The sequence below is a fragment of the Aurantibacter aestuarii genome (assembly GCF_003008425.1).
Taxonomy (GTDB): domain Bacteria; phylum Bacteroidota; class Bacteroidia; order Flavobacteriales; family Flavobacteriaceae; genus Aurantibacter; species Aurantibacter aestuarii.
The window spans coordinates 104,369-119,049 of the sequence record NZ_PXOQ01000009.1; the positions used below are offsets into that span (position 1 = coordinate 104,369).

Genomic DNA, 14,681 nt, shown 5'->3' on the forward strand with positions numbered 1-14,681 from the left:
AAATTATTTAATAATGTTTGAAAAAATTTTTTGAAATAGTGCACCAATTACTGGTATTAAAACCATTTTACCACTTGCAGCAGTAATAACACCAAAGACCAAAAGTAATCCAAAACCAAATAAAAATGGTCCGGAGATTAACCAACTATCAAATTGACCTAAAAAATAACCTAATAATAAAAAGCTTAAGCATAAGCCTAAACCTTGTCGGTTATGAAAAGTAGTAAAAGGATTTTTTACATCGCTATTCATTATAATGGCTATAATAGATCCTATAAATGTTAAATAGCTTACTACAGCATATAGTTTACCTTCTTGAATGGTTTTTTCTGTCATTATTTACCTAAAATTATTTGGTTATTTGATATAATTCCATAAGCTCTTCCTGTTAAATCATGATCTAAGAATATGCTGTTTTTAGATTTTGAAAACACACAAGATTTATCAAATAAATAATCTTCATCTGGATTAAATAGAGTTAAATTGGCTTTTTCACCAACTTCAATACTAAAAGATTCTATCTGATAATGTTTTTTTCCGCGAGTTAAAAGCTTAATAGCTATCTCAGTGCTAAACAAGGTGTTTAAAGCACCAAAAGCACTTTCTAAACCTATAGTTCCGTAAGATGCATGCTCAAATTCCACATTTTTGTCTTCTATGGTAAGTGGGTTATGATCACTGGTAATATAATCTATGGTTCCATTACTTAAACCTTCTAATAATGCATCAATATCTTGCTGAGTTCTTAGTGGTGGATTCACTTTGTACTTTGTATCAAAATCATGCAACATTTCATCTGTAAAAAACAAATTATGTATGGCAACACTACAAGTAACTTGTAAGCCCTTAATTTTGGCTTCTCTTATTAAATCTATACTTTCTCTAGTTGATATGGTTGGAATATGTAGTTTTCCTTTAGTATATTCTAATAAAAATAAATCTCTGGCAACCTGCATGGCTTCCGCTAAATTTGGTGAGCCAGCTAAACCAAGCATAGTGCTTAGTTTTTCTTCATTCATAACTCCATTACCTGAAATTTTTTGTTCTAAAGGATGTGAGTATACAAAACCTTCTAAATGTTTTGTGTATTGTAGCGCAATCTTTAATAAATTGGGGTTTGAAATGGGCTTTTTATAATCATAAAAAGCAATAGTACCTGCTTGTTGCATATCATAAAGTTCAGCCAAATCTACACCATCACTATTAACTGTAAGTGCTCCAATGGGTTTTAAATTTACAGCGTGATGTTGTGTTTTACTTTTTACCGAAAAAATTTGTGCATTATCGTTAAAAACAGGTTTAGAGTTTGGATTCATGGCTATACTAGTAAATCCAGATTTCCCAGCAGTATTTAATCCATTTTCTAAGGTCTCTCGATCTTCAAAACCAGGTTCTCCTAAACACACACTACTATCAAACCAGCCCTGAGATACATGTAAATTTTCTAACTTTAAAGTTTCGTAATTAGATGTGTTTTCTATAGAATCTTCTATTTTACTGAGTACTCCATTTTCAATTAAAATATCTTTTGTTAAAAGATGATGAGAGCTCGTATCATCTATAATTTTGGCGTTTTTTATTAATAAATTCATTTTAAAAATTTAATAAGTAACATTTCTACAGCAATAAAAAATAAAGCAAAAATAACAAACCATTTCCAAAGCGTCTTGATATTGTATTCGGATTGTAAACTTTCAATAGTATTGGAAACAGAATTGTTTACACTATTAAATTGGCTCAAATCATGATAACTTAATTGACTTTCACTTTTATTGTAATTATAGCTTAAGGTGGTTATAGGGTTTTCTGTATAAAAAGCGGTGTAATGTCCAGATTTTTCAGGTAATTCATCTGTGGTTATTTCTATACTTTTTTGTAATTGTTTTTGTAAAGGAATAAAACTATTATCGTTCATTTTTAATGTAGCTACAGCATCATTTTTTGGTGTAACGGTTAAGTTGATAATGTTTTTTTGACCAATTATATAATTCAGTTTTTGTGAAGGTAAACTTAGTAATGCGATATTGTAAAATGTTGGAACAACTAAATTTTGTAATGTAAAATTAGAATTCTCTATGCCTAAAGCTGCTGTAAATATATAGGTGTTGTTTTTTTCTCCAAGAAATAGAGTTTCATTTTCAAAACCTAATACTTTAGCTAATCTTAAATTTGAACTGCTAAAGTTGTTTTTTACATTTGGATATTGAAAATTTTTAATTTGTTTTTCAAACACATTATTAGCATAAATAGGATGCGCGTAATTTATTTCTGTAATATTTTTAGAATTTGTATTTAAATTATCGAAAACACCTAGATTTAAGGTTGCTAAAAGGTTATTGTATTGGTCGGCTTCGGTTTCAGTATTAGGGATTATAACCAAAGTACCGCCATTTGTCTTAAAAGTTTTTAAACTGTTAACCAATGAAGGCGAAATAGTTGAAATTTCATTTAAAATTATGGTGTGTTGTTGGTTTATGACACTATAATCCAATTGCTGTAGTTCTACAGATGTAAAATTAAACTCATCTTCTGTGTAAATGCGTTTTAAAAAGGTATTACTTTTTAAATTTTTAATTTCTAAAACATGTATAGATTGCTTTTCTGCAAGACTAAAATAGTAATGGTTATCAAAACTTAAATTATTGTCGTTAAAAACAAGCTCTCCTTTAAAATTACTGTCATTAGGTATTGTGAATTCGGTTTCATTGGTTTTATCAAGTTGGATAGAAGATTTAGTAACAAGTTTTCCATTATTTAATAAAGAAATTGGTAATGTCTGCTCTGTATTATGGTTTGAATTTAATTTTATCTTTAATGTTTTATGTGTGGCAGTGGTTTCTGTAACATATAAACTATCTATAAAAATATTATTTGTCTTTTCTGGTTTTAATTGTACAAGGTCAAGTATAAATTCATTTTTATCAACCTCAAAAAGATCACTATTCTCTTGAAAATCACTAATACAGATAAAATGCTTTTTAGAATCTTTGGAATCAGAAAAAAAACTTTTAGCCTTCAATAAAACAGAAGCATATGGTAATTGATTTGCTGAATATTTTAATTGTAACAACTCATTTTTTACAGCACTTACAGAAGTGTTCCTAAAAACAGCATTATTAGTAAAAAGTGTAAATATTTCGTTTTCTGGTAGTGTAGAAATTAAATTTTGTAAAGCAGTTTTAAATAATTCTCCAGAAGAACCTTTAGCTTGTAAACTAAAAGAATCGTCCAAATAAATAACAATATCTTTTTTTGTGTTTAATTTAGAATTGTTTGAAAAGTAAGGTTGCGAAAAGGCTAAAATAAGAGCGGAAAGAAATAATATTCGCGCGGTTAATATTAGCCATTTTTTAATCTGAGAACTTTTGCGTGTTTTTAATTTTAAATTTTTTAAAAAAGCAACATTTGTAAATGCTTCTGTTTTAAATTTTCTTAATTGAAATAAATGGATTAAAATAGGAATAACCAGTAAAAATAACGCGTAAAGTATTTCTGGATGTTTAAACTGCATGTGTTACAATAAGTTTTTCAAAGATACTAATAGATAAATTATAAGTTAGTTATATGATAAAAAGATTTTAACAAAGTTTTTATAACCATAATATGTAACAAATTTTAATTTTGACTACTTATAATAAAACATAATATAAAATAAATGAAAAAAATAATTTATTCTGCAATAGCATTTAGTTTGTTACTAACTGGATGTAATGGCTCAAAGTCTACAGTTGGTAATGATTTAGCTTTATCCAATCCTATAGAAACTAAAATAGAGATTTCTAAAGTAAAAGATGATCAAGTTCCAGTAACTATTAATCCAGGACGCTTTACTACCGAAACTGTAACTTATAGATTGCCTAGAGTAGTCCAAGGAACTTATTCTGTTAGCGACTTTGGTAAATACATTGAAAATTTTAAAGCTTTCGATTATAAAGGAAATGAAATAGCATTTACAAAATTAGATACGAACTCTTGGGCAATTTCTAATGCTACGCAATTAGATTACATAACTTATAATGTAAATGATACTTTTGATCAAGAAGCAGCTAATGGCGGAGGAGGAATAGGTAATGAAGTGCCATTTTCTCCATCTGGAACTAATATAGAACCAACAAACTATGTTTTAAATTTACACGGTTTTATTGGTTATTTTGACAGCTTAAAAAACAGCCAATATAAATTAGATGTTGTGGCTCCATCTAGTCTAGTAAGAACTTCTGCTTTAGAGGAAACCAATTCTAAAGCTATGGATAATGGTCAAACAGTATCTAGTTATTTTGCACCAAGATATTTTGACATTACAGATAACCCAATGTTTTATGGTGAGTTGGATGTTGAAGAATTTTTAGTTGGTGATATTAAAATTGTTTTAAGTGTATTTTCCCCAACAGGAGTTCATAAAGCTTCAACCATTAAGGACGTTATGTTTAAAATGATGCAAGCTCAAAAAAAATACTTAGGAGATATTAATAGTACACCAAGATATGATATTTATTTATACTTAGCTGGTAATAATGAAGATGCTCCTAGAGGTTTTGGAGCTTTAGAGCACCATACATCTACAGTGGTGATTTTACCAGAAATGATGTCTGAAGAAGCTTTAGCAGAAAGTATGATAGACGTAGTTTCTCATGAGTTTTTTCATATTGTAACACCATTAAGTGTACATTCTGAAGACGTACATTATTTCGATTATAATGATCCTACATTTTCTAAACACTTGTGGATGTATGAAGGTGTAACGGAATATTTCGCAACTCACTTCCAGATTTATGAAGGATTACAGTCTCAAGAAGATTTTTATGCTAAAATTTTAAGTAAAATTAATTCTGCATCGGCAATGAATGACGCTATGAGTTTTACTGAAATGAGTGAAAATATTTTGGAAGACCCATATGCAGACCAGTATATTAATGTTTATCAGAAAGGCGCATTAATTGGAATGTGTATTGATATTTTAATGAGAGAAGCTTCTAACGGAAATCGAAGTATGTTATCTTTAATGAAAGAATTGTCTAATAAATATGGTAAAAATAAACCTTTTGTAGACGATAATTTAATTACAGAAATTACAGCAATGACTTATCCAAGTGTTGGAGCATTTTTAGACACTCATGTTGTTGGAAACACACCAATTAATTATAATGACTTCTTTAAAAAAGTAGGTTTACAAGTTAGTGAAGCTAAAATAAAAACCAATTATATTCAAAATGGTAATGCTTTAATTGTTACAGCAAATCCAAATGAGGGCACTATATTTTTTACACCTTTAGTTGAAAAAAATAGCTTTTGGTTTGAGAATGGTGTTAGAGCGAACGATATTATAAAGTCTATTGACGGAGAAGCGGTGTCTTTACAAAACGCTAACGCTATATTTACTAAAGTTTTTATGTGGAAACCAGGAACAAAAATTAATGTTGTATTAGTTAGAGATGGTAAAGAAATAGTAATTAATAAAGAGTTGACACAATCTTATACTATGGGTGAAACACTAAATGTAAATCCAGATGCTACAGAAGCACAAAATAATTTAAGAAAAGCGTGGTTAAATAATTAATTAGTTTTAATTGATTCTTAAAAAAGGAGCTTTACCCTGGGTATAGCTCCTTTTTTTATTAATACAACGTATTAGTTGATGTATGTTATCGGGTATTATAATGATTTTATCGAAAGTCTATCGTATTACTAGGATTATTATCGATTAAAGACCTATTTTCATAGTTTACTAACAAATTTTAAAATTTCATATGAAAAAAATTACATTATTCTTAATGCTGTTATGTTCTGCGATAACCTTCGGACAAGTAGGCTTTTCTCAGAATTTTAATGCGGCAACCGCTTTACCGGCTGGCTGGACTCAAAATAGATATTTTGGTACTGCAACGCAGGCTTGTGAAGGTAATTCATTTAGATCTAATATCTATTCTGGAGCAACTACTTCCACTGGAAATCTAGGGACTCCCAATTTTGTTGGGCAATCTAATGGAACAGATTTAACAGTTTCTTTTGATTATAAAATTGTAAACTGGTCTGCAGCAACAGTTGCTACTCCAGCAGGATGGGGTACGGCTCAATTACAATTTTCCTTAGATAATGGAACGACGTGGACTACAGCTCCTTCTGGAACTATAAACGATTCAAACCATGTCGTTGCTAATACTTGTGCAACTTTTAATGTTGTAATACCTGGAGCTTCTTTACCAAACGGTTCAGATGTGAAATTAAGAGTATTAAATACTTGGGCTTCTGGAGACTACTATTTCTATATTGATAATTTTAGTGGAGCTCAAGTAGCATCAAATCCACCAAACTGTACTACTTTAACAGCACCATTAAATGGAGCTACAAACGTTAATGAAGAAAGTAATTTAACTTGGGCTGCAGCTACAGGAGTACCAACTGGATACTTTTTATCTGTAGGAACTACTCCTGGAGGAGTAGATGTAGTTAATAATGTAGATAATGGTAATTCAACTTCTTATGCATTACCAACGTTAATGTATAGTACATTATATTATGTAACCATTACCCCTTACAATGCAAATGGAAATGCTATGGGATGTACAGAGGAAAGTTTTGAAACAAGACCAGCGCCACCAGTAGGTCAGGTTTGTGGTAACCCAATTGTTGTTGGAGCTTTACCTTACAATACTTCAGATAATACTAACGTGTATGCAGATGATTATAACGGATCACCTGGTGCTAGTTGTGGTTCCACAAACGGTTATTTAAATGGTGACGATGTTGTGTATGCTTATACAGCAACATCAGACGCAACAATAAATTTTGCTCTGTCTGGTATTGGTGCTAATTATGCAGGTATGTTTTTATATAGTAGTTGTGGTGATATTGGAACGACTTGTATAGCTGGAGCTACAAATGGAGCATCTACTGCAGATTTTGATTTTGATTATAATGTAACTAACGGTCAAACCTACTATGTTGTAATTTCAACATGGGCAACACCACAATCTACAGCATATACTTTAGATATTAGAGAGATTTTATGTGCGGATCCTAGTGATTTAGCAGTTGCGAATATTACAACAACAACTGCAGATTTAAGTTGGACAGATAATAATTCTACAGCAACACCAAACTGGAATATAGAAATTTTACCTTCAGGTAATGCACCAACAAATATGGCAACGGATACTGCTACGACTAATTCATTCCAAGCAACTGGTTTAACAGCTAATATGAGTTATGACTATTATGTACAAGCCGATTGTGGAGGAGGCACATTGAGTCTTTGGGTTGGTCCTTTTACATTTACAACAGCATGTAATGCTTTTGTAGCTCCTTATTTAGAGGATTTTGAAGCTTTCCCAACTGCTACTTCAGCATTTATTTCTTCTAATTGTTGGACAGGAACTGGAGGAGCATACTACTGGGAGTCTGCCCCAGGAACAGATACAGGTTCAGCAGATACAGGACCAAGTCCTACTATTACAACTGGAAACTATTTTTATACTGAAGCTTCTGCTGGTGCTTCTGGAGATATCACAGAATTAATATCACCTTCTGTGGATTTATCAGGATTAACAGCTCCATCTTTAAGCTTCAACTATCATATGTATGGTGTAGTTATGGGAACACTTGATGTTTTAGTTAATGGTACAGATAATGTATTTACAATTTCAGGTCAACAACAAGCTAATGATACAGACCCTTTTGAACTAGCAACAATAGATTTAGCAGCTTACGCGGGTCAGACTATTACAGTTACCTTCCGTGCTACAAGTGCAGGTACTTTTGAAGGAGATTTATCTATAGATAATGTTAATTTTGACGAATTACCAACTTGTCCTCAACCAAATATGTTAACAGTAGCTAATATTACAGATACTACAGCAGACTTAGGATGGACAGAAAATGGTACAGCAACAGTTTGGGATGTAGAGGTTGTAGATATTACTGCTGGAGGAACACCTACAGGTACACCAACAGCAACTGGGGTATCAAATCCTTATACTGTAATGAGTTTAACACCTAATAATGCTTATGAATTTTACGTAAGAGCAAGTTGTGGAGGTGATGTTTCAACTTGGGTTGGTCCATTAGCTTTCTCTACTGTTTGTAGTACTTTTACAGCTCCATACACAGAAGATTTTGAAAATGCAGGTGTAGTTCCAGATTGTTGGACTCTTGCAGGAGGAGACGATTGGGACTTTAATTTAACTGGGCCTAACCATGTAGGAAATGCTGGTACAATTACCGGTTCTACAACATCTGGTAATTATTATGCTGTAGTAGATGATTCAGGATTAACAAGTAATGTAAGTGTTTTAGAGTCACCTTTTGTAGATTTAACACCATTAACAACACCAGCATTAACATTTTTTGAAATTAGTGATAATGAAGGTAATGCTAATGCAACATTAACTGTTGAAGTTTGGGATGGTGCAGCATGGAATACTGTTGGAACTTATAATACAAATACAGCAGGTTGGGAATTAAAAACAATTAATTTAAGTACATTAACTTTCACAGGACCTGCTCAAGCAAGATTTTCTGTAGCAGATTCAGGAAGTTTTTATGACGATATTGCAATTGACGATGTTAGTTTTGTAGAATTACCAGCATGTCCTCAACCAAGTATGTTAACAGTAACTAATATTACTGCAACAACAGCAGAATTAGGCTGGACAGATAATGGGACTGCAACAGTATGGGATATAGAGATTGTAGATGTTACGGCAGGAGGAACGCCAACTGGAACACCAACTGTTTCTGGAGTTACTAATCCTTATGTAATAACAGGTTTAAACCCTCAAAATGATTATGCTTTCTACGTAAGAGCGGTTTGTGGTGGAGACTTGTCTTCATTCTCAGGGCCAAGTAATTTTAGAACAGCTTGTGCTACTATAACTGTCTTCCCATCGACAACAGACTTTACAAATAATCCTCCTACTACATGTTGGGATGAAGCTGCAGACGGAGAAGTTGCTGCTGGACCAAGTGGTTTAGGAGCTTCTGATTGGAGAGGAAATAGATCCTATTTTGATGTTAATGCAAACGTTGTAAATTCTAATGCATTAAATTTATTTACAGGTAATGTAGATAGAGAGTGGTTATTATCACCAACATATACAATTCCATCTGGTACACCACATGGTTTAAAAGTACAAGTAGCCGTAACTAACTATAACTTCAGTGGGTCAACTTCTGCAGGTGATACTATGGGTAGTGATGATGAAGTTATGTTATTAATGACTACTGATAACGGAGTATCTTGGACAACTCTTACAACATGGAATGCAGGTAATCAACCAAGTGTTAATGGAACAGATTATTTAGCTGATTTATCTGCTGTTTCAGGAGATGTTCGATTTGCATTCTGGGGAAGTGATGGTATTACAAATGATATTGAAGACTATGATTTTCATGTAGGAGCTTTTACAGTAGATTTATTAAGTGCATTGAGTACTGAAGAGTTTAATACAAATAATTTAGACTTTTCTTACTATCCAAACCCAGTGTCTAATGAATTAACTATAAATGCAGCAACTAAATTAAGTTCTGTAAGTGTTATTAATGTTTTAGGACAAACAGTTTATTCTACAACACCAAACACAAATAAAGTTATGGTAAATATGAGTGAATTAAATGCAGGATATTACTTTGTGAAAGTAGTTTCTGGTAACGCCTCTAAAACAATTAAAGTAATTAAAAATTAAAAAATATAATTTATCATATTTTCAAGCCACCTTTAATAAGGTGGCTTTTTTTTGTTTACTATATTTGTAAACATGTCAAGACTCTATTCTTTTATTGTTCCGGTTTACAACAGGCCTAATGAAATTGATGAACTTTTAAAAAGTTTTATCAGTCTTAAATTCGATAAGCCATACGAAATTGTTATTGTAGAAGATGGAAGTACATTAACCTGTGAACATATTATTAAAGCTTTTAATAAGTTTCTGAATATTGCTTACTATTATAAAGCAAATTCTGGTCCCGGAGATTCTAGAAACTACGGTATGTCTAAGGCTAAAGGTAATTATTATATTATACTAGATAGTGACTGTCTTTTGACAGAAAATTATTTAATTGAAGTAGAAAAAAGTTTAAATCATCTCTACGTTGATTTTTTTGGTGGACCAGATACGGCACATCCATCTTTTTCGCCTTTACAAAAAGCTATAAATTTTGTAATGACTAGCTTTATCTCTACTGGAGGAATAAGAGGACATAAAAATGCATTAAATAAATTTCAGCCAAGAAGCTTTAATATGGGTATTTCTAAAGAAGCTTTTCTCGCTTCAAAAGGATTTGGAACTATACATCCTGGAGAAGACCCAGATCTTACTTTGAGATTATGGAATTTAGGTTATAACTCTAAGCTAATCGATAAAGCCTCAGTTTTTCATAAAAGACGTATTTCTTGGCAAAAATTTTATCAGCAAGTTTATAAATTTGGATCTGTAAGACCAATTTTAAACTTCTGGCATCCAGATAGCAAAAAACTCACTTATTGGTTACCTACTACTTATGTGATATTAGTAATTATTGCTTTAGTGACCTTAGGCACTCAATTTAAATGGTTGGCTGTGTTATTACTAACATATAACGCTTTAGTGTTTGTTTTGGCTTTAGTGACTATGCGTAATGTTTTAATTGCACTTCAAGTTATAGTAGCGCTTCAAATTCAATTTTTTGCCTATGGAATAGGTTTTTTAAAGTCAACTATAATCTTATCTTTAAATAAAAAATCGCCAGAAGCTTTATTTCCGCATTTATTTTTTAAAAAATAACTATGATTAAATTAATTAGGTTTATAAAATCTATACTAAAGACAAAACGGCTAAATGCTTTTTTTCTGTTTTTTATAATGGCTTTTTTTATTTTAATATTAGTTAAATTATCAAGTAATTATACTAATGTTTTACAGTTTGAAATAGATTTTCAAGACATACCAGATGATATTGTTATTGAAAATAAGGAAGAGATATATCTTTTAGTTAAATTTGAGGCTTCAGGTTTTTTCTGGATGAGATATGTATTTAAAAATCCGTCTGTAAAACTAAGTCTAACAGACGATTTCTCAGTTTCAGAAGATTACTATCAGATAAATGAAGATAAAGCTTTTGCGGCTATAAAAGAGCAACTATCAACTAGAATAAAAGATTTTAAATTGGTAAATCAAAATTTAAAGATTTTTTTCGATACATATTTTGTTAGAAAAGTACCCATTAAGGCAATTACAGAGATTTCTTTTGAAAATGGCTTTGGAGCTTTAAAACCATATAGTCTAAGTGTAGATTCTGTAAAAGTAATTGGTCCTAAAAATATAATTGATACTATAACTTCTTTATCTAATAAAGTTGCTAAGTTTGATAATATTAATTCAAGTATTTCTAAAGTATTTCAGCTTAATTTAGATAATTATCCAAACACAATTAAAGTTGTACCAGAGCAACTTTCAATAAATGTAAAAGGAGAGCGTTTTACAGAAGGAGAGCTAGATATCTCTGTAGAGCTTATAAATGTGCCAAGTAATTTATCTATAAATTATTTTCCAAAAACTATTAAAGTTACTTATACCGTACCTCTAAATGATTTTAAGTCTATTACAACTTCAGATTTTAAAATCATTGCTGATTATAAAAAAACGAATACATTAAATAATTTTCTGTTTCCAGAATTACGTGTTATTAATCCTAAGATTAAAGATGCTCGAATGAAGCAAACCAAACTAGAGTATATTATTACAAAATGAGCGTAAAAATTATAGGATTAACAGGCGGCATTGGAAGTGGAAAGACCACAGTAGCTAATTGTTTTAGTACATTTGATATACCAGTCTATATTGCAGATTTAGAAGCTAAAAAATTAATGGTTACTTCTAAAGTCTTAATTAGGCAGTTAAAACAATTGTTTGGAGCAGAAAGTTATTTAGATAAAGAATTAAATAGAGCTTATATAGCTCAAAAGATTTTTTCGGATAAGGATTTATTGGAAAAAATGAATGCAATTGTGCACCCTAAAGTGTCTAGACACTTTAAGAAATGGCTAAAAAAACAAAGTTCTAAATATGTTATTTACGAATCTGCTTTAATTTTTGAAAACTCTAATACAAATCATTTCGATTCTATTATTACCGTTACTGCTCCTTTAGAAATTAGAGTACAAAGAGTGGTAGAGCGCGATAATAGTACTGAAAAAAAAGTCAAGTCAATAATTTCCAATCAGTTAAGTGACAAAGTTAAAATAGAAAATTCCGATTTTGTTATAAAAAATCTTGACTTAAAAACTACAAAACATCAAGTTAAGAATATTCATTTTCAAATTATAGAATTGATAGACAGCGGACAAATTTAACATATTTGTTAACGTTAGGTTAAACTACACAACGACCAAATGTTAAAATGTTAAATTTGCGTCAATGAGCAAAAACAAATTTATAATTCTGGTTGTTTTAATGAGCCTATCTTTAATAGGTATTATTTGCCTTCAGGCTTATTATATTAACAATTCTATAAATTCTTTTGAAAATCAATTCAATTTTTCTGTAAAAAAAAGTATAGGTTATACCATTCAGAATATTGAGAAAAAGGAGAAGTTAAACAGTATTATAAAAATTAATCAGCTTATTAATGATGGAGGTAAAATAGATACCACAGCCATCATTAATTTTTATATAAAAGAAGATAATAAAAACACCAATAAAACTCTCTTATATAGAAATGGGATTTTAGAAGAAAATTTTAAGTTAAGTTCTGCATTATTTGATATTGGTTTAGATACCATTAATGTTAAACGAATTATAAACAATAGAGAAACAAAAGTTTTAAATAACTCTAGTGCTCAAGATGTTGATTTAGTAGATATTGTAAATGAAATTTCTACACTTTCGGAGCGTGAGCAAATTTTATGGGAGTCGTTTTATATGGATTATGCTTTTAGAACGCCTATTTATAAAAGAACGACTAATGAAGAAATTAGAGAGTTGTTAGAAACTAAACTTAAAGCAGAAGATATAGATTTAGATTTTGAATTTGCCATTTACAGTAATAATTTGGCGACTAAAATTTCATCGGAAGATTTTCAAATAGAAAATAACGATACCTTTAGTCTGCCTATTTTTGATAACGAAAATGATGATAATAATTACCGTTTACTTGTAAATTTCCCAAAAAGAGAACGCTATATGTTTTCAAGTATTTATAGTAATTTATTATTATCGATTCTTTTTACTGGTATTATAATTCTGGCATTCTCTAGTGCATTATTACAATTAATTAGACAACGTCAAATCTCAGAAATAAAGTCCGATTTTATAAATAATATGACCCACGAGTTTAAAACACCAATAGCTACTATTAATTTGGCTTTAGATTCTATTAGAAACCCTAGAATTATAGACGACAAGGAAAAAGTTTTACGTTACTTAGGGATGATTAAAGAGGAAAATAAACGTATGCATGCGCAAGTAGAAAATGTACTAAGGATTTCTAAGTTGGAGAAGAATGAACTTAACATTTCTAAAGAACGTATTAAGTTACATGACTTATTACAAGAAGCTATTAACCATGTAGAATTAATGGTAGAAGATAGAAACGGAGAAATTATAACCAATTTTGATGCAATAAAATCTACCGTATTAGCAAACGAATCGCATTTCACTAATGTTTTAGTAAACGTTCTTGAAAATGGAATAAAATATACACCAGAAGACAAACCTCTAAAAATTGAGGTGTCTACACATCTTGCAGGAAGCTCTATTTTAATAGATATTAAAGATCATGGGGCAGGAATGACAAAGCAAGTACAGAAAAAAGTGTTCGAAAAGTTTTATAGAGAGCACACTGGGAATGTTCATAACGTAAAAGGTCATGGATTAGGCTTAGCTTACGTTAAACAAATTGTAGAAGATCACCACGGAAATATAAGTGTAACAAGTACAAAAGGCGTTGGAAGCACCTTTACTATAAAGCTTCCCTTAATATCATAACACTATGGAAGAACAATTGAAAAAAATACTTTTAGTAGAAGACGATCCAAACTTTGGAATTGTTTTAAAGGATTATTTAACCATGAATGACTACGAAGTAACTCATGCTAAAAATGGTATGGAAGGCTTTGAAAAATTCAAGAAAAATGATTTTGATCTTTGTATTCTTGATGTCATGATGCCATATAAAGATGGTTTTACTCTGGCAAAAGAGATTAGAGAAAAAAATGCGGATGTGCCTATTATTTTCTTAACAGCTAAAGCTATGAAAGAAGATGTGTTAAAAGGTTACAAAGTAGGGGCAGACGACTATTTAAATAAACCATTTGATAGTGAAGTGCTTTTAATGAAAATGAAAGCCATTATACAGCGTAAAGCGACTGAAACTGTAGCAGATAGTAATGAGTTTATGTTTACTATTGGTGATTTTGAGCTTAACTCTAAATTACGTTTCTTAAGTTATAAGGGGCAAGAGCCAGAAAAATTATCTCCAAAAGAAAACCAATTATTACGCTTATTAGCATTGCATGTTAATGATTTAATGCCTAGAGAATTAGCTTTAACTAAAATATGGAGAGATGATAACTACTTTACGTCTCGTAGTATGGATGTGTATATTGCTAAATTACGTAAGTACTTAAAATTAGACGATAAAGTTGAAATTTTAAACATCCACGGTGAAGGATTTAGATTGGTAATTAACGAATAAGAATATTACTAGATA

At 30.6% G+C, this 14,681-nt stretch carries 10 protein-coding genes; 7 read left to right on the forward strand and 3 right to left on the reverse strand.

Annotated features, from left to right (window positions below; all coding sequences use genetic code 11):
* Nucleotides 1-3: 3 nt before the first annotated feature.
* From C7H52_RS07245 to C7H52_RS07255, 3 genes are read right to left on the reverse strand one after another with little or no spacing between them, the layout of a single operon-like run.
* Entirely contained in the window at nucleotides 4-336 is a 333-nt protein-coding gene (locus C7H52_RS07245; RefSeq protein WP_106463232.1) for a hypothetical protein, read from the reverse strand.
* On the reverse strand, nucleotides 336-1,592 hold the full coding sequence (locus tag C7H52_RS07250) for a dihydroorotase (protein ID WP_106463233.1): 1,257 nt from the start codon (nucleotides 1,590-1,592) through the stop codon (nucleotides 336-338). Before C7H52_RS07250 ends, C7H52_RS07245 begins: the two co-directional genes overlap by 1 nt.
* Nucleotides 1,589-3,511, reverse strand: a complete 1,923-nt coding sequence (locus tag C7H52_RS07255; RefSeq protein ID WP_106463234.1) for a BatA domain-containing protein — start codon at nucleotides 3,509-3,511, stop codon at nucleotides 1,589-1,591. Before C7H52_RS07255 ends, C7H52_RS07250 begins: the two co-directional genes overlap by 4 nt.
* Nucleotides 3,512-3,655: 144 nt before the next feature.
* Here C7H52_RS07255 and C7H52_RS07260 point away from each other — a divergent pair, with 144 nt between their 5' ends.
* The 7 genes from C7H52_RS07260 (at nucleotide 3,656) to C7H52_RS07290 (ending at nucleotide 14,666) form a co-directional block, all read left to right on the forward strand.
* Nucleotides 3,656-5,557: a M61 family metallopeptidase gene (locus C7H52_RS07260; protein WP_106463235.1), complete on the forward strand. Its 1,902-nt coding sequence runs from the start codon at nucleotides 3,656-3,658 to the stop codon at nucleotides 5,555-5,557.
* A 190-nt stretch (nucleotides 5,558-5,747) separates the two neighbouring features.
* A complete protein-coding gene (locus tag C7H52_RS07265) occupies nucleotides 5,748-9,680 on the forward strand; it encodes a fibronectin type III domain-containing protein (RefSeq protein ID WP_106463236.1) in 3,933 nt (1,310 codons plus the stop codon).
* A gap of 72 nt (nucleotides 9,681-9,752) precedes the next feature.
* Entirely contained in the window at nucleotides 9,753-10,757 is a 1,005-nt protein-coding gene (locus C7H52_RS07270; RefSeq protein ID WP_106463237.1) for a glycosyltransferase, read from the forward strand.
* 2 nt (nucleotides 10,758-10,759) lie between these two features.
* Entirely contained in the window at nucleotides 10,760-11,722 is a 963-nt protein-coding gene (locus C7H52_RS07275; RefSeq protein ID WP_146130022.1) for a CdaR family protein, read from the forward strand.
* The gene (coaE, locus tag C7H52_RS07280; protein WP_106463239.1) at nucleotides 11,719-12,324 is read left to right on the forward strand and encodes a dephospho-CoA kinase; all 606 of its coding nucleotides are present in this window, start codon (nucleotides 11,719-11,721) and stop codon (nucleotides 12,322-12,324) included. Before C7H52_RS07275 ends, coaE begins: the two co-directional genes overlap by 4 nt.
* Before the next feature lie 64 nt (nucleotides 12,325-12,388).
* Complete coding sequence (locus C7H52_RS07285) at nucleotides 12,389-13,957, forward strand: sensor histidine kinase (RefSeq protein WP_106463240.1); 1,569 nt, start codon at nucleotides 12,389-12,391, stop codon at nucleotides 13,955-13,957.
* Between the two features lie 4 nt (nucleotides 13,958-13,961).
* Nucleotides 13,962-14,666, forward strand: coding sequence for a response regulator transcription factor (locus C7H52_RS07290; RefSeq protein WP_106463241.1), 705 nt, complete (start codon nucleotides 13,962-13,964; stop codon nucleotides 14,664-14,666).
* The last annotated feature ends 15 nt before the right edge of the window (nucleotides 14,667-14,681 follow it).

What these genes read in the sequence shown, in the direction of transcription:
- C7H52_RS07265 (WP_106463236.1), top strand. Translation starts at nt 5,748, where the DNA reads ATGAAAAAAATTACATTATTCTTAATGCTGTTATGTTCTGCGATAACC.
- coaE (WP_106463239.1), top strand. Translation starts at nt 11,719, where the DNA reads ATGAGCGTAAAAATTATAGGATTAACAGGCGGCATTGGAAGTGGAAAG.
- C7H52_RS07275 (WP_146130022.1), top strand. Translation starts at nt 10,760, where the DNA reads ATGATTAAATTAATTAGGTTTATAAAATCTATACTAAAGACAAAACGG.
- C7H52_RS07255 (WP_106463234.1), bottom strand. Translation starts at nt 3,511, where the DNA reads ATGCAGTTTAAACATCCAGAAATACTTTACGCGTTATTTTTACTGGTT.
- C7H52_RS07260 (WP_106463235.1), top strand. Translation starts at nt 3,656, where the DNA reads ATGAAAAAAATAATTTATTCTGCAATAGCATTTAGTTTGTTACTAACT.
- C7H52_RS07270 (WP_106463237.1), top strand. Translation starts at nt 9,753, where the DNA reads ATGTCAAGACTCTATTCTTTTATTGTTCCGGTTTACAACAGGCCTAAT.
- C7H52_RS07290 (WP_106463241.1), top strand. Translation starts at nt 13,962, where the DNA reads ATGGAAGAACAATTGAAAAAAATACTTTTAGTAGAAGACGATCCAAAC.
- C7H52_RS07245 (WP_106463232.1), bottom strand. Translation starts at nt 336, where the DNA reads ATGACAGAAAAAACCATTCAAGAAGGTAAACTATATGCTGTAGTAAGC.
- C7H52_RS07250 (WP_106463233.1), bottom strand. Translation starts at nt 1,592, where the DNA reads ATGAATTTATTAATAAAAAACGCCAAAATTATAGATGATACGAGCTCT.
- C7H52_RS07285 (WP_106463240.1), top strand. Translation starts at nt 12,389, where the DNA reads ATGAGCAAAAACAAATTTATAATTCTGGTTGTTTTAATGAGCCTATCT.